The following is a 20,278-nucleotide window of genomic DNA, read 5'->3' as shown; positions in this document are numbered from 1 at the left end:
GCTCATGTTGAGTCACCTGCGCTTTTGGAACAGGAAGGTTCGCAAACTATCCTTGATTGCCGACACGATCAAAAATAACTCAAATCACTGAAGGAATCTAAGGCAAAATCGAAATGATGATAGCCGAGCGACGACGCATGACGCCCCGCCTCCTCAAAAGCGGCGACATTGCAGGTGGTGAAGTATCGTGGCCTATCCGCAGCAGAGCGCGCGGCTGGATCCTCGGGTCAAGCCCGAGGATGACGACGGAGAGGCCCCGGGATGACGACGGAGAGGCCCGAGGATGACCATTAAGAGGGAGGTGCGACAGATGCCCAAAGAGACCTCTGAGCGAATTGCAATGTTTCCTATTTCGCCGATCGATCCCACGCGCTCCGTCATCCTCGGGCTTGACCCGAGGATCCATGCCCCACCGAGCGGCATGCTATCGCCTACAGCATGCGTGAAAATCTGCGCCTTGGGCGCCCACGTCGACAATTGAGGACAGCATGACCAAACCCAATATCCTCATCGTCATGGTCGACCAGTTGAACGGGACGCTGTTTCCCGACGGGCCGGCTTCGTTCCTGCATGCGCCGAACCTCAAGGCGCTTGCCGCGCGCGGTGCCCGGTTTGTCAACAACTACACGTCATCGCCGCTCTGCGCGCCGGCGCGTGCCTCGTTCATGGCGGGCCAGCTGCCCAGCCGGACGCAGGTCTACGACAATGCCGCCGAATATGTTTCGTCGATCCCGACCTTCGCCCATCACCTGCGCCGCGCCGGGTATTACACGGCGCTTTCGGGAAAGATGCATTTCGTCGGGCCGGACCAGTTGCATGGGTTCGAGGACCGGCTGACGACCGATATCTATCCCGCCGATTTCGGCTGGACGCCGGATTACCGCAAGCCGGGCGAGCGTATCGACTGGTGGTACCACAATCTCGGTTCGGTGACCGGCGCGGGCGTGGCCGAGATCACCAACCAGATGGAATATGACGACGAGGTCGCCTTCCTCGCCAATCAGAAGCTCTATCACCTGGCCCGCGAGCGGGACGATGCGAAGCGGCGCCCCTGGGCGCTGACCGTCTCCTTCACCCATCCGCACGACCCCTATGTGGCGCGGAAGAAGTTCTGGGATCTCTACGAGGATTGCGTGCACCTGCTGCCGGAAGTCGGGCCGATCCCGCTCGAAGACCAGGACCCCCATTCGAAGCGGATCATCTTTTCCTGCGACTACAAGAATTTCGACGTGACGGAAGAAAATGTCCGCCGTTCGCGAAGAGCCTATTTCGCCAACATCTCCTATATCGACGAGAAGGTCGGCGAGCTGGTCGACACGCTGACGCGGACGCGGATGCTGGACGACACGCTGATCCTGTTCTGCTCCGACCATGGCGACATGCTCGGCGAGCGCGGGCTGTGGTTCAAGATGAACTTCTTCGAAGGTTCGGCCCGCGTGCCGCTGATGATCGCCGGTCCCGGCGTGCCCGCTGCCCTGCATCTGGCGCCGGCCTCCAACCTCGACGTCACCCCGACGCTCTGCGACCTCGCCGGCATTTCGATGGACGAGATCAAGCCCTGGACGGACGGCGAGAGCCTGAAGCCGATGATGGAGGGTGTTCCGCGCACGAGCCCGGTGCTGATGGAATATGCCGCCGAAGGTTCCCATGCGCCGCTCGTCGCCATCCGCGAGGGCAAATGGAAATATGTCCATTGCCTACTCGATCCGGACCAGCTGTTCGACCTGGAAAGCGATCCCAAGGAGCTCAACAACCTTGCCGACGATCCGGAACTTGCCGAAGTGGTTGCTCAGTTCCGGCGCCAGCGCGAAGAGCGGTGGGACATGGGCGCCTTCGACGCGGCGGTGCGTGAAAGCCAGGCGCGGCGCTGGGTGGTCTACGAGGCGTTGCGCAACGGCGCCTATTATCCCTGGGACCACCAGCCCTTGCAGAAAGCATCGGAGCGCTACATGCGCAACCACATGAACCTCGACAATCTCGAAGAGTCCAAACGCTACCCGCGCGGAGAATGAGATGAAAGCCCAGCCGATCGCCAGCCATTTCATCGATGGCGAATATGTCGAGGATACCGACGGCACCGTCATCGAAAGCCTCTATCCGGCGACCGGAGAGGTGATCGCGCGGCTGCATGCGGCGACGCCCGCGATCGTCGAGAGGGCGATTGCGGCCGCCAAGCGCGCTCAGCCTGAATGGGCGGCCATGAGCCCGACCGCCCGCGGCCGCATCCTCAAGCGCGCCGCCGACATCATGCGGGAGCGCAACCGTGAGCTTTCCGAACTGGAGACTCTCGATACGGGCAAGCCGATCCAGGAAACCATCGTCGCCGACCCGACATCGGGCGCCGACAGCTTCGAATTCTTCGGGGGTATCGCAGCGGCAGGACTCAACGGAAGCTATATCCCGCTGGGGCAGGACTTTGCCTATACGAAACGGGTGCCTCTGGGCGTCTGTGTCGGCATCGGCGCCTGGAACTATCCACAGCAGATCGCCTGCTGGAAAGGTGCGCCGGCGCTGATCTGCGGCAATGCGATGGTGTTCAAGCCATCCGAAAACACGCCGCTCGGGGCGCTGAAGATTGCCGAAATCCTGATCGAGGCCGGGTTGCCGAAGGGGCTCTACAACGTCATCCAGGGCGACCGGACGACCGGGCCGCTGCTGGTCAACCATCCCGATGTCGCCAAGGTGTCGCTGACCGGCTCGGTGCCGACCGGCCGCAAGGTGGCTGCAGCGGCGGCCGGGAACCTCAAGCATGTGACGATGGAGCTCGGCGGCAAGTCGCCGCTGATCGTCTTCGACGACGCCGATATCGACAGTGCGATCGGCGGGGCGATGCTCGGCAATTTCTATTCGACCGGCCAGGTCTGCTCCAACGGCACCCGCGTCTTCGTGCAACGAAGCATCAAGGAGACCTTCCTCTCCCGCCTCAAGGCGCGCACGGAAAACATGGTGATCGGCGATCCGATGGACGAGGCGACCCAGATCGGGCCGATGGTGTCCTTCGACCAGCGCCAGAAGGTGATGAGCTATATTGAAAAGGGCAAGGCCGAGGGGGCCACGCTGGTCACCGGCGGCGGCATTCCGAACCACGTCACCGGCGAAGGTTATTACGTGCAGCCGACCGTTTTCGCCGACGTCACCGACGACATGACGATCGCCCGCGAGGAGATTTTCGGCCCCGTCATGTGCGTGCTCGATTTCGACGACGAGGCCGAGGTGATCGCCCGCGCCAACGGCACCGAATTCGGTCTTTCGGGCGGGGTGTTCACGTCGGATCTCACGCGCGGCCACTGGGTAGCGGATCAGCTCGAGGCCGGCACGCTGTGGATCAATACCTACAATCTCTGCCCAGTCGAAATCCCCTTCGGCGGCTCGAAACAATCCGGCTTCGGACGCGAAAATTCGCAGGCGGCGCTGGAGCATTATTCGGAGCTGAAGACAGTCTATGTCGGCATGGGCAAGGTCGAGGCGCCATATTGATGTTCGCTCCTGCTGTCGTCGCGCAAGTCCGCCCCCCTCTGGCCTGCCGGCCATCTCCCCCACGAGTGGGGAGATCACAAGCGGCTCGACCTTCGTGCCACATAAACGTTGCTTCCGTCGGCACGGCTTTTTGTTTGGGGAAGCCGGTGCGCCCAGCCGATCTCCCCACCCGTGGGGGAGATGGCCGGCAGGCCAGAGGGGGGCGGATAGAGCACGACCTCACGACAATGTCTGGAGAACACTGACATGCTTCAGGCAGACTTCGTCATCATCGGTTCCGGGTCCGCAGGCTCCGCCATGGCCTATCGCCTGTCGGAGGACGGCAAGAATTCCGTGATCGTCATCGAGGCCGGGGGCACGGATTTCGGGCCGTTCATCCAGATGCCGGGGGCGCTTGCCTGGCCGATGAGCATGAAGCGCTACAACTGGGGTTATCTTTCCGAGCCCGAACCGAACCTCAACAACCGCCGCATCACCGCGCCGCGCGGGAAGGTGATCGGCGGGTCGTCGTCGATCAACGGGCTTGTCTATGTCCGGGGGCACGCCGAGGACTATAACCGTTGGGAGGAGCTGGGAGCGACCGGCTGGGCCTATGCGGACGTGCTGCCCTATTTCAAGCGCATGGAGCATAGCCATGGCGGCGAGGAAGGCTGGCGCGGCACGGACGGGCCACTGCATGTAAAACGTGGGCCGATGACCAATCCGCTCTTCCATGCCTTCATCCAGGCGGGCTCCCAGGCCGGTTTCGAGATGACCGAGGACTATAACGGCTCGAAACAGGAAGGTTTCGGGCTGATGGAGCAGACGATCCACAACGGCCGGCGCTGGTCGGCCGCCAACGCCTATCTGCGGCCGGCGCTGAAGCGCAAGAATGTCGAACTGATCTATGGGCTGGCGCAGAAAATCGTCATCGAGAACGGCCGCGCCGTCGGCGTTGAAATCCAAAGGCGCGGCGTCAACGAGACGATCAAGGCTAACCGCGAGGTGATCGTCTCGGCCTCCTCCTTCAACTCGCCGAAACTGCTGATGCTGTCGGGCATCGGGCCGGCGGACCATCTCAAGGAGATGGGCATCGAAGTCACGGCAGACCGGCCAGGTGTCGGCGCCAACCTGCAGGACCATATGGAATTCTATTTCCAGCAGGTCTCGACCAAGCCGGTATCGCTCTATTCCTGGCTACCCTGGTTCTGGCAGGGCGTGGTCGGCGCACAGTGGCTGCTGTCGAAGGGCGGCCTTGGCGCGTCCAACCAGTTCGAGGCCTGCGCCTTCCTGCGCTCGAGCGCCGGTCTCACGCAGCCCGATATTCAATACCATTTCCTGCCGGTGGCGATTTCCTATGACGGCCGCGCGGCGGCGAAAAGCCACGGGTTCCAGGTGCATGTCGGCTACAACCTGTCAAAATCGCGCGGAAGCGTGACGCTGCGTTCGCCCGATCCGAAGGTGGATCCGGTGATCCGCTTCAACTACATGAGCCATCCCGAAGACTGGGAGAAGTTCCGCCACTGCGTGCGGCTGACCCGCGAGATCTTTTCCCAGAAGGCATTCGACCAGTATCGCGGGCCGGAAATCCAGCCGGGCGAACAGGTCGAGACGGATGACCAGATCGACGCATTCCTGCGCGAGCACCTGGAAAGCGCCTATCACCCCTGCGGCACCTGCCGCATGGGCCGCGCCGACGATCCGCTTGCGGTGGTCGACCCGGAATGCCGGGTGATCGGCGTCGAGGGCCTGAGGGTCGCGGACTCGTCGATCTTCCCGCATGTGACCTACGGCAACCTCAACGGCCCCTCGATCATGACCGGAGAGAAGGCAGCCGATCATATCCTCGGCAAGACGCCCCTGCCCCGCAGCAATCAGGAACCCTGGGTCAATCCGCGGGCGATGGTGAGCGATCGGTAGTCAAACCGTCGACTTCATTCCATGAACCGAATGCCTCCTCCAACCGCTTTTGTGTCGCAGCCCTTTCCGCGGTTCTGGCATCTAGTTTGGATCTCAATTCGGCAAGGACTTCATCCGTGCTGTAGTAGATACCGGTGCATAGCGCGTCCTCATAAGAGGCAAGCCCTCGCAAAATGAACTCACGTTGTTCCCAAGCACGTTCGGGAGGATTACGGTCCATCAACAATCCCCGATTGATACTGAGATATTGTAGCAACTTTTAAATCGGATCAAGACGCCTACAAAAACCCGATCCACCTGCCGGCGATCACCGCGCTGATCCAGATCACGATCGAGAGGATGGCGGAAAACCGAAGTGCTGCCGTCGGCGCGTTGCCGGCCAGCACCGTCCGCCATCCGGAATTGAAATGAACAACGGCAACGTTCAGGAGCCCCAGGGCTACCAAGCCGAGTTTGGCGAGAAAGGCCGGGTTGCGGACATATTCCAGCGGCCGCACCGAGAACAGGCAGAGGCCGGTGACGACCGCTATCAGGACGCCGGCGCCGGCCAAGCGTGACAGGTAGGGCGCGATAGCGGCAAGCGGGACGACCGGGGCCAGACCCAGCAGCCGGAGGTCCAGCGCCAGGATGGCGCCGAACAGCATGCCGATGCCGAGGATATGCGCGGCGTTGACCAGCAGATAGAGCGTCGACGAGGTGATCAGCGCCCGCGCGAGCGGCGTTTCGACAAGCGACGCGAGGAATTCCATGCCCGCCTCAGTTGGTCTTGATGCGTTCCGGATAGATGTCGAAGGTCTTGCCGGAGACGACGATCCGGACCGCCTTCATGCGTTTTTCGGTGCGGTCTTCGGAGCGGTTGCCGGTGGCGGTGATCTGGTCGCCGACCTTGGCCTGCCCTTCGACGAAGCCGGAGCGCTGGGTCTGATTGGGATTACCGAGCTCGACGCGCCAGACGCCGTCTTCGGCTCTGATCTCGAGCGTCGGATGCGGCGGCGCGAACGAAATCGACTGGATCGTACCCTTGAGGTCTATCTGGTCGGCTTCCGCCCAGGACCAGCCGTGATGGGCAACGGCAGTGCCGGCGAGCGATGCGGCGATCATGGTGCCGGCTAGAATGCGGGCGATCGAAAGGCGGGGCATGACGGCTCTCCTCTGTTCCGGATCATATGCCGGAGATGTAGGATGCCTTACCGAATAACCAGAGGTTTCACCGTTTCTTGAACGTCAGCCCGCTATCGACCGTCAGTTGGTCGCAATCAGCGCCACGGCCCTGTCGACGATCAGGCGGTTGAGGGCGCGGTAGTCGCCGTCGAAATGGTGGCCGCCTTCGCGGGCGAGAACCTGGGTGCCGCGGATCTCCCGGACTGCCGGGCAGGCGCTGCCATCTTCTTTGAGGCCGTAGATGCACTGGATCTTGGACGGCTCGACCTCGCGAAGATCGTCGACCGGATCGCCGTATTTGCCATGGCCTGCAAACCCCAACCAGCCGGTCACGTTGATCTCGAAATCCGCCTGGTGCGACAGCGCCAGAAGCGAGATGAGCGAGATCGCCTGCTTGTCGGCATCCGGCAGCAGCCGGTAGGTGGCCGGCAGGATATCCGCACCGAAGGAATATCCGATCAGCAGGACGTTATCGACGTTCCAGCGTTTGCGGTAGGAGCTGATGATACGGGAAAGGTCGGCGGCGGTCTGTTCCGGGGTTCGCTCGCTCCAGAAATAGCGCAATGCATCGACGCCGACGACCGGGATGCCCTCTTCCTTCAGATAGGCGCCGAGCTGCTGGTCGATATCGCGCCAGCCGCCGTCGCCGGAATAGATGATCGCCATGGTGTTGTGCTTTGGCGTCGCATGGATCGGCACGATCGGCAGATTGAGCGGCGACGCGGACTGGGCGAGCCGGCGGACGGTGGCCGATGTATTCTCCAGCAGGGCCACATCCGCGGCCCCAGCCGTTTCCCGGTACTCGATCGCGGGATGGGTGTTTTTCAGATTTTCTGTGTGGATGCGGCCCGCCGCGTCGGCCTCGGGGGTGAACACGATCCGGACGGGATTGGGGAGATCGCCTTCAGTCAGGCCGTAGACCGTGCCGCCGGTGACTGGCGTCTTTGGCGCCGGTGTGCAGAGGATGGTCGATAGCGGGATGGCGGTCTGCGGGTCGATGGCGAGTGTCTCGGCGATCGTCGAATCCGGCGTCTGGGCGGCGATGGCTAGCGCCAGCGTACCGCCGTCGCCAATGCCTGCCACGACCGGCGGATAGTAGGTGGCGATATCGGCCGAGCGGTGCAGCTGGCGCGTCACGTCTTCGATGTCGGAAACCAGGTAAAGGCAGTCGCTCCGCTCTTCCTCGAGCGCCGCATAATAATCGCGAATATCCACGCCGACCACCAGGGCGCCGTCCCTGACCAAGGCCTCGGACGTGCGTTCCTCGCGGTCCGACCACCCCTCGCCGCCCGAAAGCAGCACCACGACGCCAGTCGCCTTGGTTTCGGGAAAAGAAATCCGGTCGATCGGCAGGCTTTTGGCCTTCAGGGCCGGGTCGGAGACGATATTGACGATGGCAGCGACGAAGGTGATGCCTGCAACAATGATCGGCAGAACCTTCATCTGCGAAGGATGCCCTTCAGCCCGCCGCCGATCAGCATGGTAACGTCGACCAGTGAAACGATTGGCAGGCCACGGCCGGAGACAGCGATGTAACGCGGCTGCCATTCCGGATCGAACTTGTCCTTGAACAACCTCACGCCGCGGAAATTGTAGAAACGCTCGCCATTCTGGAAGATGCGCTCGCCCACGTGGTTCCAGAGCGGCGCCTTGCTATGGGTCGAAAGGCCGGCGAGCGGCGCCATGCCGAGGTTGAGGGTGCGAAAGCCCGCAGCCCTCAAATGCTCCATGATCCGCACGAACAGCAAGACCATCATGCCCTGATGAGCATTTGGCAGGTGGCGCATCAGGTCGATGCAGGCGTCCCCGGCGGAGCCGGTCGAAAGGACGTTGGCGAATGCAACAATCTTGCCCTCGATGCGGATGACGCCAACCGGGCCGGTCGCCACGTATTGAGGCTGGAAGGTTCCGAGCGAAAAACCTTTTTCCGTGGCATTCTGGGCCGTCAGCCACGCACGGGAGACGGAACGGAGCTCATCGAGAACGGCGGGCACGTCATCTGCCTCCATCATCGAAAACTCAAGACCATCGCGAACCGCGCGGTTGACGGCGCGCCGAAGCCTGATCCGAGTGCCACCCTTGAGGTCGAAGTTCGTCAGGTCAACCACCGCCTGTTCGCCGAGCTTGTAAGGCTTCAACCCGGATTCGACGGTGAGCGGCAGGAAATCCGGGGAGACCTGATAGAAAACAGCGCGGCAGCCCGACTTGCGGGCATGTTCCATGAATTTCAGCGTCAGGCCGGACCAGGCGCTGCCGGGGCCGATGGGATCGAACAGCGCCACCCAGGAACGACCCTGCTGGGCGTACATGATGAACGCGTTGCCGCAATCGGAAAAAAGCAGCTTCTTGTCGCCGAGGCGTACGAGACCGGCGCTCGCATTCGGTTGGGTGGCGAGAATTTCGACGGCGCGGTTCAGCTCGTCGCTCGCCGGCGGCTTGCGGCAGCGCCGCGGGCGCCGCAGCCGGTTGGTGGCAAGCGTGCCGATCAGGAGCGTCAGCGCCAGGCCGGTCGGCGCTTGGATATTGGTGTTCGACAGAAGCAGGCTCCAGCCGAGCCTCACCAGATTTTCCTCGAGGAAGACACTCACGCCAAGTGCGATCACGAACAGAACGAAACCGAAAGACAGGAGAATGCTCGTATCGGGAGTCAGGCGATCAATCAGCACCCTCCCCATGGAGATGGCCGATTGTGCCGACTGTTTTGCCGGCGAGCCGGCGACCGGCTCGGAGGGTTCTTCCAGGTGGGCAATGTCTGCCATAGGTTATCCGTCGCGGAAATAAGCGTTAGGCCTGCATTTCGTCAGAGCTTGCGCCCAAAAGGTTCTTACCTGTTCTGTGCCAATCAACAATTGACACATATCAATTTTGAAAAACTTTCCGTGATTAAGGTAAAAACGCCACGCAACAACGGCGCGTGCACTGCGATTTCAGCGGCATCGTATATGCCGCAGCGTGTAACGGGCGGCTAACGTCATCTTGAGGCTGCGGAAACGCTATTTGCGGAAAACCTTCCAGCGTGTCGGACGGAAGCGAGTTTCACTGCCGAGCTCGATCGGCGCATGCAGCGGCACCTCCACCTCGACGTGATACGGCGCGTGGCCGTCATTGGCGATGTCGATCTCGGCGATGCGGGTGCCGGCGAGACGGCGGCAGGCGGTGACCTTGCCGAACAGCGCATCCGGCGCGTCGACAAGCGTCACGTCTTCCGGCCGGAAGAACAGTTCCCCTGCCCCGTCGCCCGCCTCCGCAATGCCAATCGGCTGGCCCTGGAAGAGCATGGTGCCGTCTCTTACCTCGACCGGGAGCTGCGAGGACTCGCCGATGAAGGAGAAGACGAAGGGGGAGCCGGGCCGGTCGTAGACGTCATCGGCCGAGCCGACCTGCTCGATTTTGCCCTGGCTCATGACCACGACGCGATCGGCAAGTTCCAGCGCCTCTTCCTGGTCATGGGTGACGAAGACGGTGGTGTGGCCGGTGCGGTCGTGGAATTCCCGCAGCCAGCGGCGCAATTCCTTGCGCACCTTGGCGTCGAGCGCGCCAAACGGTTCGTCGAGCAGCAGGATGCGCGGCTCGATCGCCATGGCGCGGGCAAGTGCGACGCGCTGGCGCTGGCCGCCGGAAAGCTGGTTCGGATAACGCTTCTCAAGCCCGCCGAGCTGGACCATCTCCAGGAGTTCGGAGACCCGGCGGCGGATTTCCGTCTTCGGCGGGCGGCTGGCGGTCGGCCGGACCTTGAGGCCAAAGCCGATATTCTCGGCAACCGTCATATGCCGGAACAGCGCATAATGCTGGAAGACGAACCCGACATTGCGCTCCTGCACCGAATGATGCGACGCGTCCTGATCTCCGAAGAAGATCTTGCCCGATGTCGGGAAATCGAGGCCGGCGATCAGGCGCAGGAGCGTCGTCTTGCCGGAGCCCGAGGGACCGAGCAGCGCGATCAGCTCGCCGGACGCGATCTTCAGCGACACGTCGTTCAGCGCCGGGAAACGTTCGAATTCCTTGCGGATATTGTTGATGGTGACTTCCATCTAGCCTCAGACCTTTCAATGCCTGCCGCCGGCAGCGCCGGCTCCGAACCGAAGTTCGAGAAGAGTTTTCAATGCAAGGGTGACGAGCGCCAGCAAGGCCAGCAGCGAGGCCACCGCGAAGGCCGCGACGAAGTTATACTCATTATAGAGTATCTCCACATGCAGCGGCATGGTGTTGGTGAGGCCGCGGATATGGCCCGAGACGACCGAGACGGCGCCGAACTCCCCCATGGCGCGGGCGTTGCAGAGGAGCACGCCGTAAAGCAGGCCCCACTTGATGTTCGGCAGCGTCACATACCAGAAGGTCTGCCAGCCGGATGCGCCGAGCGACAGCGCCGCTTCCTCGTCGCCGGTGCCCTGGTCCTCCATCAGCGGGATCAGCTCGCGCGCGACGAAGGGAAAGGTGACGAAGACCGTGGCGAGCACGATGCCCGGCACGGCAAACAGGATGGTGATGCCTTGGCTTTTGAGGATCGGGCCAAGCAGGCTGTTGGAGCCGAAGAGCAGCACGTAGACCAGGCCGGAGATGACCGGCGAGATCGAGAACGGCAGGTCGATCAGGGTGATCAGGAAGGACTTACCCTTGAACTCGAACTTGGCGATCGCCCAGGAGGCGCAGAGCCCGAAGACGAGGTTGAGCGGAACGGAAATCGCCGCCACCAGAAGCGTCAGGCGGATCGCTGCCGCCGCGTCGGGTTCGATCAGCGCCTCGTAATATTCCGACCAGCCCTTGCGAAAAGCTTCCACAAAGACGGAAACCAGCGGCAGGAGCAGGAAGAAGGCGAGGAAAACCAGCGCCAGCCCGATCAGCAGGATCTTTGCGAGCGGGCGCTCGTCGGCGGGGTTGCGGAAGGCCGGCGGTTTGCCGAGCGCGGAGCGGGAGACTTCAGACATTGCCGTATCTCCTTCGGTTCCAGGCCTGGATGAGGTTGATGATGAACAGCATCACGAAGGAGATGATCAGCATGATGGTGGCGATCGCCGTCGCGCCCGCATAGTTGAACTCCTCCAGCCGGATGACGATGAGGAGCGGCGCGATCTCCGAGACATAAGGGATGTTGCCGGCAATGAAGATGACCGAACCGTATTCGCCGACGCCTCTGGCGAAGGCGAGCGCAAAACCGGTCAGGATCGCCGGCGTCAGCCCCGGCAGGATCACCCTCGAAATGGTCTGGAAGCGATTGGCGCCGAGCGTGGCTGCGGCTTCCTCCACCTCGCGGTCCAGTTCCTCCATGACCGGCTGCACGGTGCGCACCACGAAGGGAAGGCCGATGAAGACCAGCGCGACGACGATGCCGAGCGGCGTGAACGCGATGCGGAACGGCATGAACAGCGAACCGACCCAGCCGTTGGGCGCATAGAGCGCCGCAAGCGCGATACCGGCGACCGCCGTCGGCAACGCGAACGGCAGGTCGACGATCGCATCGATCAGCCGGCGACCGGGAAAATTGTAACGGGTCAGCACCCAGGCGACGACGGTGCCGAAGACGACATTGACCAGCGCGGCCACGAAGGCCGTGCCGAAGGATATATAAAGTGCGTCCTGCGTGCGCTGGTCGGTCAGAACGGCGAAAAACCCGCTCCAGCCAAGCCCGGCGGTACGCCAAAGCAGGCCGGCAACGGGGATCAGGATAATTATCGACAGGTAGGCGAGCGAAAAGCCGAGCGTCAACCCAAAACCTGGGATGATGCTCGGCCGTTTCAGTCGCCACTTTGCCGGTGAGGCAGTGGCGTTATGGATCATTTAATATTCCGACTTACTTACCGGGCTTGTAGATCTGGTCGAAAATGCCGCCGTCACCGAAATGTTCGGGCTGCGCCTTCTTCCAACCGCCGAAGATCGGATCGTCGATGGTGACGAGCTTGATGTTCGGCAGGGCCTTCAACAAATCCGGCTTTACCACATCGGGCTTCGAAGGACGATAGAAGTGCTTCGCCGCGATATTCTGGCCTTCATCGGAGTAGAGATACTGCAGATAGGCCTCCGCCTGCTTGCGGGTACCCTTGGAATCGACGGTGGCGTCGACGACCGCGACCGGCGGCTCGGCGAGGATCGAAATCGGCGGAACGACGATCTCGAAGGCATCCTTGCCGAACTCGGCGCCGGCGAGATAGGCCTCGTTTTCCCAGGCGAGCAGCACGTCGCCGATCTGGCGCTGGGCGAAGGTGACCGTCGAGCCGCGGGCGCCGGTATCGAGGACCGGAGCGCGCTTATAGAGCTCGCCGACATAGGCCTTGATCTTGGCCTGATCGCCCTTGTACTCCTCGTTCGCCCAGGCCCAGGCGGCAAGGTAGTTCCAGCGGGCACCGCCCGAGGTCTTGGGGTTCGGCGTGACGATCGCAACGTCGCCCTTCACCAGGTCGCCCCAGTTCTTGATCCCCTTCGGATTGCCCTTGCGGACGAGGAAGACGATCGTCGACGTGTAGGGCGATGCATGGTTCGGCAGCCGATCACGCCAGCCGGCCTTGATCTTGCCGGACTTCTCGATCGCGTTGATGTCGCTTTCGAGTGCCAGCGTCACCACATCGGCCTCCAGACCGTCGATTACGGAGCGGGCCTGCGCGCCGGAACCGCCATGCGACTGGCGGATCGTCACGTCATCGCCGCCTTGCGCCTTCCAGTATTTCGCGAAGGCGACGTTGAAATCCTTGTAGAGCTCGCGGGTGGGATCGTAGGAGACGTTGAGAAGCTGACTTTGGGCAAAAGCCGGCGCGACGATCCCGACCGAAATGCCGGTCGTCAGGGACAGACCAAGTGCGACGGCGCCCAAACGGGCACCTAGTCGCCGGCCCAATCCCGGGGCAAAATTGAACATGAGGTTCCCTCCTGTGGTTCTGCCAAAACTCTATCGGTTAGGTCGTCTTAGTCAATCGAGGCTGGGAAGAAGGCAAAACTGTTTCCCTTTGGCGGCCCGCGACGACAAAGAAACCATTAACCCTCACTACATGGACAGAACGCCCGCGTTGGCAAACGGGCGGTTTGCAAAATCACAATCCCGCCATAATCGGGGCTTTGGGGGTGCGGGAGGAGAATTTTGCGGGCGATTTGCGAGAAATCTGCTGAGGTGCTGGCGGATAAGGGTTGGCCATCGAGGCTGGCACCCTCTTCTCCCCAGCGGGGAGAAGGTGGCCCGAAGGGTCGGATGAGGGGGTAGCCAACACCAGGCGAGCTTTGCGGGCGTGGCCCCCTCATCGCCTCGCTTTGCTCGGCAGTTCTCCCCGCTGGGGAGAAGAGGGAATTCGTAGTGCGGCTACCGGCCGTACCGTTCACGCATGCGCTTGAGGAAAGCTTCGTTGTCGAAGGACTGCGGCGGCCCGGATAATTCGCCGGCGATCAGGGCATCCTGCAATGCCTTGATCCGCGCTAAATGATCATCGAGGGAGATCGGAGTGTTGTGCGACATGTCAGCCTCCAGCTTCGCGACCATACCAAATTTTGGTACATCACCAAGCCGAAACCAGAGGCCTCAGGCCGTCAGCAGTTCCCTGACCGGCGGCTTGGCGTCGCCGGCGCCTTCGACGGCATCGGCGATCGTGGTGTTGAACAGCACGTCGCGGGTCGCGTCGGCGACGCGGGCGAAGACGTGGCGGATTTCGCAGAGGTGCTCGCCGTCGCAATCCTCGCATTTGCGGTAGGCGGTCTGCGAGAGGCAAGGCAGCGGCGCGATCGGGCCGTCGACCAGGCGCAGGACTTCGCCGAAGGTGATGGCGTCGGCCGGCTTGAGGAGGAGATAACCGCCCTGCTTGCCGCGGCGGGAAACGACGATACCGGAGCGTTTGAGGTCGAGCAGGATCTGTTCCAGGAATTTCTTCGGAATGCTCTGCTGGAGGGCAATCTCGGAAATCAGCATCGGCTCTGCGGGATCGGCCTGGGCCAGGGCGGCCAGGGCCCGAAGGGCATATTTCGCTTTCTGGGATATCATCACGCAACCATCGACAATAGCGCCGCCGCAAGGAAATAGTCCTCACGGCGCCGCTCACTTCAGCTTCGTTCGGGGCATCCACGGGGGCGCCGGAAGGGCGCTCAGGGGCTGCATATCCGCCAGGGGAAACAGAGCCCCGGAGACATGTTCCCGCAATATCTCAAATCACGAGAAAATACAAACCAATGCAGGGGTTTCGGGGATAAAATTGGTCACTTTTGGTTAAGGCGGCAGGTTTTCTGTGTGAGCGTCGCTTTGGAGAGATATTTGCTCCGCATCACCATGGGAAGAAACGGGTTTTCCTGTCCTTGCGCGCGTGGAATCCGGATAATCCAGCGATTGCTCACGGAAGAAGACCCATGACACTGCACGATGCCGCCGGCCAGGACCGTTCGGGACTGGCCGCTACCCTCGACGCAAAGCTCGGAAGCCTGGACCTTGCCGGGCGCCTGGCGCTTGCCGCCGAACTCGGTCACGCCGTGTTCACCACATCGCTCGGCATCGAGGACCAGGTGATCACCGCCGCGATCGGCACGCACCGCCTGCCGGTCGAGGTCTCGACGCTCGAAACCGGGCGGCTGTTCAAGGAAACCGTCGACCTGATCGGCGAAACCGAGGAGCGCTACGGCATCGAGATCCGCCGGTTTCGGCCGGAACAGGACGACGTCGACGAATACGCTGCGAAATACGGGCTCAACGGCTTCTACGACAGCGTCGAAGCCCGCCACGCCTGCTGTCATGTGCGCAAGCTGAAGCCTCTCGCCAAGGCCTTAGCTGGCGCCGACGTCTGGGTCACCGGCCTTCGCCGCGGCCAGTCCGGCAATCGCGCCACGACGCCGTTCGCCGAATACGACGCCGAGCGCAACCTGATCAAGATCAACCCGCTGGCCGACTGGGACATCGAGACAATCAATGCCCATGTGGCTTCCGAAGCCATCCCGGTCAACCCGCTGCACAAGCGCGGTTATCCGTCGATCGGCTGCGAGCCCTGTACCCGCGCCATCAAGCCCGGCGAGCCCGAGCGCGCCGGCCGCTGGTGGTGGGAAAACGACGAAAAGCGCGAATGCGGCCTACACGTGCCGGAAAACGCCGCTCAACCGATCGCAGAGCCTGGCCCCCAAGCGAACTGAAGCTCTTTCTTGTTTGTTTCTAGAGACTACCCGGAGACCGAAATGCCTTTGTCAGTACAGGAAACGGAAGTGAAGAACCCGCCCGTTTCCAGACCGCCGCTCGATCCGCATCTGAAGGCCCTCGAAAACGAAGCGATCCACATCTTTCGCGAAGTGGCGGCGGAATTCGAAAAACCCGTCATGCTCTATTCGATCGGCAAGGACTCGTCCGTCCTGCTGCATCTCGCGCGCAAGGCCTTTTATCCCGGCCGCGTCCCCTTTCCGCTGCTGCACGTGGATACGACGTGGAAGTTCAAGGAGATGATCGAGTTCCGCGACCAGATCGCCGAAAAATACGATCTCGACCTCGTGGTCCACACCAATCCGCGCGGCGCCGAGGAAGGCATTACGCCGTTCAGCCACGGTTCGGCGCTCTACACCGACATCATGAAGACCGAGGCCCTGCGCCAGGCGCTGGATGCCGGCGGCTACGACGCGGCCTTCGGCGGTGCCCGGCGCGACGAGGAGGCCTCCCGCGCCAAGGAACGCATCTATTCGTTCCGCACCCCGGACCACAAATGGGACCCGCGCAACCAGCGTCCGGAACTGTGGAACGTCTATAACGGCATGGTCCGGAAAGGGGAAAGCGTGCGCGCCTTCCCGCTTTCCAACTGGACCGAGGTCGACATCTGGCGCTACATCCAGGCGGAGGACATTCCGCTCGTGCCGCTCTATTACGCCGCCGAACGCCCCTATGTGGAGCGCGACGGAATGATGATCCTTGCCGAGGATCCGCGGCTTGAACTGCTGCCCGGCGAAACCGTGCAGCAGGGCATGATCCGTTTCCGCACGCTCGGCTGCTTTCCGCTGACCGGCGCCATCCGCTCGACCGCGTCCAACCTCGAAGAGGTGATCGCCGAGCTCGAAATCGCTACCGTTTCCGAACGCCAGGGCCGCGCGATCGACCGCGACCAGTCCGGCTCGATGGAAAAGAAGAAGCGCGAAGGATATTTCTGAGATGACCGCTCCCGCCCAAAACGCCTCGGCGACCATCCTGCCCTTCGCAGAACCCCTGAAGGCCGTGCGCGACACGCGCCCGCTGCGCCTCATCACCTGCGGCTCCGTCGACGACGGCAAGTCGACGCTGATCGGACGACTGCTCTGGGACACCAAGGCGGTCAAGGAAGACCAGGCCGCGACGCTTGCCCGCGACTCGGGTGGCCAGAACGACCTTGGCCTGCCGGACTTCGCCCTGCTGCTCGACGGCCTGCAGGCCGAACGGGAACAGGGCATCACGATCGACGTCGCCTATCGTTATTTCTCGACGGACAGGCGTTCGTTCATCGTCGCCGATACGCCCGGCCATGAGCAATATACCCGCAACATGGCGACCGGCGCTTCGACCGCCGATCTCGCCATCCTGCTTGCCGACGCCCGCGCTGGGCTTCTCGAACAGACCCGCCGGCACGCGACGATCGCCGCCCTGATGGGCATCCGCCAGTTCGTGCTCGCGGTCAACAAGATCGACCTCGTTCACTACGACAAGGCAATCTTCGACAGGATCTCCCACGAATTCCGCGAATTCGCCCTGTCGCTCGGCGTACGCCAGATCACCGCCATCCCGATGTCGGCGCTCAAGGGCGAAAACGTCGTTTATCCGGCCGATGCCTCGATGCCCTGGTATGACGGCCCGACCCTGGTCGAGACGCTGGAGCTGGCGACGGTGCGTTCCACCCAGGCCGGCGGTTTCCGCCTGCCGGTGCAGCGCGTCGTCCGTCCCGGCGAAAGTTTTCGCGGATATCAGGGGACCGTCGCCGGCGGCTCGGTGAAGCCGGGCGACTCGGTCGTCATCCTGCCTTCCGGCACGGTCGCCAATGTCAGCCGCATCGTCACCTTCGACCTGGTGCGCAACGCTGCTGTGGCGGGCGACGCCATCACGCTGGTCCTCGACCGGCAGGTGGACGTGGCGCGCGGCGACGTGATCGTTTCGCTCGACGGCCAGCCGATGACCGGCCACCATTTCGACGCCCAGCTCGTCTCGCTGCAGCCGGGCGGCATCGAGCCCGGAAAACGCTACTGGCTGAAGAGCGGTTCGCGCCGCCAGCGCGTCGCGGTCGAACCGATCAGCCAGCTCGAGCTTGCGACCGGCAAGTGGCAGCCGCATGCCTCGACGCTCGCCATGAATGCGATCGGCAAGGTGCGCCTTTCCTTCGAGGAACTGGCGGTCTTTGACGCTTACGAGCAGAACCGCTCGACCGGCGCCTTCATCCTGATCGATCCGGATACGCTGAACACGGTGGCGGGCGGCATGATTACCGCCAAGCGCGCCGAAATCGGCGGCATCCACCGTGGCCAGGGGGGCGAAGGCCAGCGCGTGGTACTGTCGCTGCCGGCCGACCTTGCCGAGCAGCTGATGGCCAGCGAACTCTTCGCCAACCGCCGCGACGAGACCGAGGTCAAGCGGATGACCGCCAAGCAGGCGGCGGAACTGTTCTCCAACGCCGGCGGCGACATCTGATCGTTTCGATCGGCGGGAAATGGAAAAGGGGCCGGAAGGTCCCTTTTTTCGTTGCCCAGCCCCCGTCAGGCGAGCGGCCGCGTCGAACCGCGCTGGATGAGATCGAACGGCAGCTGGATGACGCGGCTCGGCAGGCATTCGTCGTTGATCGCCCGGACGATGAGATCCGCGGCCTGATAGCCCATCTGGAAACGCGGCACGCGGACAGTGGTCAGCCTCGGCTCGGCGCAGAGCGCGAAATCGAGGTCGTTATAACCGCAGATCCCGAAATCATCCGGCACGCGCAGGCCCGCCCGTTGCGCCTCGAACAGCGCGCCGAGCGCAAGATCGTCGTTCTGGCAGAATACCGCATCGACATCGGGCGCCGTTTCCAGCAGCCGCTTGAAGAGGTCGCAGCCGAGCTGCATGCTGGTTTGCTTGTGCTCGGTCATGACGAGGCCCGGATCGTAGAGCCCCGCCTCCTGCATCGCCAGCGCATAGCCGTCATGACGCCGTTGGGCGCGAAGATCGCGGCTACCGCCGATCAGGCCGATGCGGCGGTATCCGCAGGCGAGCAGATGGCGCGTCGCAGTTTCCGCCGCCTCGCGGTGATTGATACCGACCGCGATACCCGAGGGCAGCAGGTTGAGATCGACGATCTGCACCACCGGGCACGGCGCGAGCTCAAGCAGATCGCTGACCCGCTGGTCCTGCAACCCCGTCAACAGGATGCCGGCCGGATGCTGTGACAGGAAAAGCTTGACCTGACGGTATTCCTGCTCCGCATCGTGGTTGGTATTGGCATATTGGATGCGGAAATCCGTATCGCGCACCCGTTCTTCAATGCCGCTCATGATGCCGAGATAGGCATGATTGGTCAGCGCCGGCGCCAGAACCCCGATGATGCCATTATGACGGCTTGCGAGCGCCCGGGCGGCAAGATCGGGCACGTAACCCATCTGCTCCACCTGGCAGAGGATCTTCTGCCGAAGCGGCTCGGACACCTTTTCCGGTTCTCGCAGGGCGCGGGAAACGGTAATCGAGCTGATCCCGAGAACGTTCGCAACGTCGAGCAGGGTCACCCGTTCCGATCTGGCGCGTCTAGGCGGCATGCGCTCTGCGGCCCTCTCCACGCCCGGGTGCAGGCTACCACCCGAAGCGGTTCCTGAGCCTGGAAATCTTTCGACAAGTTACAAGTTCCCGCCGCCATGATGCAGCAATGTCATGTCGAGACCTAGTATATTTTCGCCCCATTAAAGTGCGGGTTGTGGATAAGAGCAATACGCCGCGCCAAGCTCGGCATAGTCAGCCGGATAGCGGTCCACTGGGACTGCAATTTGATCGGAAAAACTTCGGGAGAAAGGAACCTCTGGAAAGCCAGAGTTCTATCTGGTCGGAGTGAGAGGATTCGAACCTCCGACCCCCACGTCCCGAACGTGGTGCGCTACCAGACTGCGCTACACTCCGTGACCAGCGGCGCCTCTATAGACCAGCATTTTTCATTGCACAAGCGCCGCTCATGAAAAATATGCGACGGCATCGCGATCGCCGGCAACCCGGCTCCGGAAAGGCGGAAAACCAGGGCGTTGCAAAAAAGCGGCGCAGGACAAATTTGATGTCGGCGGGCGCTCATCGCCTCGCGAAGCCTGACAAAAATCTGTTACGTGCAGTCTCGAAAACCCTGCCTCCCAGGCACAACAGAAGACATGAAGGATTTTTCAGGATCATGAGCCGCCGCGTCATCGCATCGACTGCCCTTTTCGCGCTCGCCCTTTCGGCCTGCACCACCGTCAGCGTTGCCAGCAATCCGATCGAGAGCCGCTGGGTGGGTCACTCGGCCGGCGAGTTCTTCGCGAAATTCAGCCCGCCGATCAGCGATATCGATGAGGGCTCCACGACTGTCTATACTTGGCGCGGCGGCTATAACCGCATCAAGCAGCAGGGCGGCCGCACCGCCAGCGTCAGCTGCACGGCCAAGATCACCGTGTCCTCCAGCTACGTGATCCGCGACATCACCATCATCTCCGATCGTCCGGGCGCCAACGGCCCGAGCTATTGCACGGAACTGCTGACCGCCGGCTGAGGCGCGTGAGCCCGCGCAAGCGGACGACATAGTCATGAAAGCCGCCGGCCGTCGCCCGACAGGGTAAGGGCCGGCGGCAATTTCCGAATGCACCGCAG

The 20,278-nt window shown here is 62.5% G+C and carries 18 protein-coding genes and 1 tRNA gene; 7 read left to right on the top strand and 12 right to left on the bottom strand.

Translation table 11 applies throughout. The features are described from left to right. Window positions 1–488: 488 nt before the first annotated feature. The 3 genes from betC (at window position 489) to betA (ending at window position 5,376) form a co-directional block, all read left to right on the top strand. Window positions 489–2,012 carry a choline-sulfatase gene (gene betC / locus C5J24_RS14955; protein ID WP_105418878.1) on the top strand — a complete coding sequence of 508 codons (1,524 nt, stop codon included), beginning with the start codon at window positions 489–491 and terminating at the stop codon, window positions 2,010–2,012. 1 nt (window position 2,013) lies between these two features. After that, window positions 2,014–3,477, top strand: a complete 1,464-nt coding sequence (gene betB / locus C5J24_RS14950; protein WP_105418876.1) for a betaine-aldehyde dehydrogenase — start codon at window positions 2,014–2,016, stop codon at window positions 3,475–3,477. Between the two features lie 246 nt (window positions 3,478–3,723). Next, window positions 3,724–5,376: a choline dehydrogenase gene (gene betA / locus C5J24_RS14940; RefSeq protein ID WP_105418874.1), complete on the top strand. Its 1,653-nt coding sequence runs from the start codon at window positions 3,724–3,726 to the stop codon at window positions 5,374–5,376. Between the two features lie 278 nt (window positions 5,377–5,654). On the opposite strand, the gene C5J24_RS14935 is transcribed toward betA, so the two are convergent. From C5J24_RS14935 to C5J24_RS14890, 10 genes are all read right to left on the bottom strand, one after another. Further along, window positions 5,655–6,125: a DUF6644 family protein gene (locus C5J24_RS14935; protein WP_105418872.1), complete on the bottom strand. Its 471-nt coding sequence runs from the start codon at window positions 6,123–6,125 to the stop codon at window positions 5,655–5,657. A 7-nt stretch (window positions 6,126–6,132) separates the two neighbouring features. After that, a complete protein-coding gene (locus tag C5J24_RS14930; RefSeq protein ID WP_105418870.1) occupies window positions 6,133–6,516 on the bottom strand; it encodes a DUF6152 family protein in 384 nt (127 codons plus the stop codon). Between the two features lie 102 nt (window positions 6,517–6,618). Beyond that, on the bottom strand, window positions 6,619–7,980 hold the full coding sequence (locus tag C5J24_RS14925) for a virulence factor family protein (protein WP_172723983.1): 1,362 nt from the start codon (window positions 7,978–7,980) through the stop codon (window positions 6,619–6,621). Then, a complete protein-coding gene (locus C5J24_RS14920) occupies window positions 7,977–9,296 on the bottom strand; it encodes a phosphatidylglycerol lysyltransferase domain-containing protein (RefSeq protein WP_105418866.1) in 1,320 nt (439 codons plus the stop codon). Before C5J24_RS14920 ends, C5J24_RS14925 begins: the two co-directional genes overlap by 4 nt. Before the next feature lie 234 nt (window positions 9,297–9,530). Next, the gene (locus C5J24_RS14915; protein WP_105418864.1) at window positions 9,531–10,568 is read right to left on the bottom strand and encodes a sulfate/molybdate ABC transporter ATP-binding protein; all 1,038 of its coding nucleotides are present in this window, start codon (window positions 10,566–10,568) and stop codon (window positions 9,531–9,533) included. Window positions 10,569–10,583: 15 nt separating this feature from the next. Beyond that, window positions 10,584–11,462: a sulfate ABC transporter permease subunit CysW gene (gene cysW, locus C5J24_RS14910; protein ID WP_105401930.1), complete on the bottom strand. Its 879-nt coding sequence runs from the start codon at window positions 11,460–11,462 to the stop codon at window positions 10,584–10,586. Continuing rightward, complete coding sequence (cysT, locus tag C5J24_RS14905) at window positions 11,455–12,312, bottom strand: sulfate ABC transporter permease subunit CysT (protein WP_105418862.1); 858 nt, start codon at window positions 12,310–12,312, stop codon at window positions 11,455–11,457. Before cysT ends, cysW begins: the two co-directional genes overlap by 8 nt. A gap of 13 nt (window positions 12,313–12,325) precedes the next feature. Next, entirely contained in the window at window positions 12,326–13,384 is a 1,059-nt protein-coding gene (locus C5J24_RS14900) for a sulfate ABC transporter substrate-binding protein (RefSeq protein ID WP_046631246.1), read from the bottom strand. Between the two features lie 435 nt (window positions 13,385–13,819). Continuing rightward, entirely contained in the window at window positions 13,820–13,972 is a 153-nt protein-coding gene (locus tag C5J24_RS14895; RefSeq protein ID WP_105419099.1) for a type II toxin-antitoxin system ParD family antitoxin, read from the bottom strand. 63 nt (window positions 13,973–14,035) lie between these two features. After that, window positions 14,036–14,491 (bottom strand): Rrf2 family transcriptional regulator, encoded by a 456-nt coding sequence (locus C5J24_RS14890; RefSeq protein ID WP_105418860.1) that lies wholly within the window; start codon window positions 14,489–14,491, stop codon window positions 14,036–14,038. Between the two features lie 359 nt (window positions 14,492–14,850). Here C5J24_RS14890 and C5J24_RS14885 point away from each other — a divergent pair, with 359 nt between their 5' ends. The 3 genes from C5J24_RS14885 to cysN are packed head-to-tail and all read left to right on the top strand — an operon-like array spanning window position 14,851 to window position 18,118. Then, entirely contained in the window at window positions 14,851–15,621 is a 771-nt protein-coding gene (locus C5J24_RS14885) for a phosphoadenylyl-sulfate reductase (RefSeq protein ID WP_105418858.1), read from the top strand. A gap of 42 nt (window positions 15,622–15,663) precedes the next feature. Beyond that, window positions 15,664–16,617, top strand: coding sequence for a sulfate adenylyltransferase subunit CysD (gene cysD, locus C5J24_RS14880; RefSeq protein WP_038540771.1), 954 nt, complete (start codon window positions 15,664–15,666; stop codon window positions 16,615–16,617). A 1-nt stretch (window position 16,618) separates the two neighbouring features. Next, window positions 16,619–18,118 carry a sulfate adenylyltransferase subunit CysN gene (gene cysN / locus C5J24_RS14875; RefSeq protein WP_105401934.1) on the top strand — a complete coding sequence of 500 codons (1,500 nt, stop codon included), beginning with the start codon at window positions 16,619–16,621 and terminating at the stop codon, window positions 18,116–18,118. Window positions 18,119–18,183: 65 nt separating this feature from the next. Here the strand turns inward: cysN and C5J24_RS14870 are convergent, their stop codons facing one another. Further along, entirely contained in the window at window positions 18,184–19,209 is a 1,026-nt protein-coding gene (locus tag C5J24_RS14870; RefSeq protein WP_105418856.1) for a LacI family DNA-binding transcriptional regulator, read from the bottom strand. A gap of 278 nt (window positions 19,210–19,487) precedes the next feature. Further along, window positions 19,488–19,564 (bottom strand) — tRNA-Pro (locus C5J24_RS14865). A 259-nt stretch (window positions 19,565–19,823) separates the two neighbouring features. On the opposite strand from C5J24_RS14865, the gene C5J24_RS14860 reads away from it, so the two are divergent. Then, complete coding sequence (locus C5J24_RS14860; protein WP_046631230.1) at window positions 19,824–20,180, top strand: hypothetical protein; 357 nt, start codon at window positions 19,824–19,826, stop codon at window positions 20,178–20,180. Window positions 20,181–20,278 lie beyond the last annotated feature (98 nt).

This window comes from Neorhizobium sp. T25_27 (genome assembly GCF_002968565.1).
Lineage (GTDB): Bacteria > Pseudomonadota > Alphaproteobacteria > Rhizobiales > Rhizobiaceae > Neorhizobium > Neorhizobium tomejilense.
The sequence above is the reverse complement of the archived record's forward strand: the minus strand, read 5'-3'. Positions and strand labels throughout refer to the sequence as shown.

What these genes read in the sequence shown, in the direction of transcription:
- betC (WP_105418878.1), top strand. Translation starts at nt 489, where the DNA reads ATGACCAAACCCAATATCCTCATCGTCATGGTCGACCAGTTGAACGGG.
- betB (WP_105418876.1), top strand. Translation starts at nt 2,014, where the DNA reads ATGAAAGCCCAGCCGATCGCCAGCCATTTCATCGATGGCGAATATGTC.
- betA (WP_105418874.1), top strand. Translation starts at nt 3,724, where the DNA reads ATGCTTCAGGCAGACTTCGTCATCATCGGTTCCGGGTCCGCAGGCTCC.
- C5J24_RS14935 (WP_105418872.1), bottom strand. Translation starts at nt 6,125, where the DNA reads ATGGAATTCCTCGCGTCGCTTGTCGAAACGCCGCTCGCGCGGGCGCTG.
- C5J24_RS14930 (WP_105418870.1), bottom strand. Translation starts at nt 6,516, where the DNA reads ATGCCCCGCCTTTCGATCGCCCGCATTCTAGCCGGCACCATGATCGCC.
- C5J24_RS14925 (WP_172723983.1), bottom strand. Translation starts at nt 7,980, where the DNA reads ATGAAGGTTCTGCCGATCATTGTTGCAGGCATCACCTTCGTCGCTGCC.
- C5J24_RS14920 (WP_105418866.1), bottom strand. Translation starts at nt 9,296, where the DNA reads ATGGCAGACATTGCCCACCTGGAAGAACCCTCCGAGCCGGTCGCCGGC.
- C5J24_RS14915 (WP_105418864.1), bottom strand. Translation starts at nt 10,568, where the DNA reads ATGGAAGTCACCATCAACAATATCCGCAAGGAATTCGAACGTTTCCCG.
- cysW (WP_105401930.1), bottom strand. Translation starts at nt 11,462, where the DNA reads ATGTCTGAAGTCTCCCGCTCCGCGCTCGGCAAACCGCCGGCCTTCCGC.
- cysT (WP_105418862.1), bottom strand. Translation starts at nt 12,312, where the DNA reads ATGATCCATAACGCCACTGCCTCACCGGCAAAGTGGCGACTGAAACGG.
- C5J24_RS14900 (WP_046631246.1), bottom strand. Translation starts at nt 13,384, where the DNA reads ATGTTCAATTTTGCCCCGGGATTGGGCCGGCGACTAGGTGCCCGTTTG.
- C5J24_RS14895 (WP_105419099.1), bottom strand. Translation starts at nt 13,972, where the DNA reads ATGTCGCACAACACTCCGATCTCCCTCGATGATCATTTAGCGCGGATC.
- C5J24_RS14890 (WP_105418860.1), bottom strand. Translation starts at nt 14,491, where the DNA reads ATGATATCCCAGAAAGCGAAATATGCCCTTCGGGCCCTGGCCGCCCTG.
- C5J24_RS14885 (WP_105418858.1), top strand. Translation starts at nt 14,851, where the DNA reads ATGACACTGCACGATGCCGCCGGCCAGGACCGTTCGGGACTGGCCGCT.
- cysD (WP_038540771.1), top strand. Translation starts at nt 15,664, where the DNA reads ATGCCTTTGTCAGTACAGGAAACGGAAGTGAAGAACCCGCCCGTTTCC.
- cysN (WP_105401934.1), top strand. Translation starts at nt 16,619, where the DNA reads ATGACCGCTCCCGCCCAAAACGCCTCGGCGACCATCCTGCCCTTCGCA.
- C5J24_RS14870 (WP_105418856.1), bottom strand. Translation starts at nt 19,209, where the DNA reads ATGCCGCCTAGACGCGCCAGATCGGAACGGGTGACCCTGCTCGACGTT.
- C5J24_RS14860 (WP_046631230.1), top strand. Translation starts at nt 19,824, where the DNA reads ATGAGCCGCCGCGTCATCGCATCGACTGCCCTTTTCGCGCTCGCCCTT.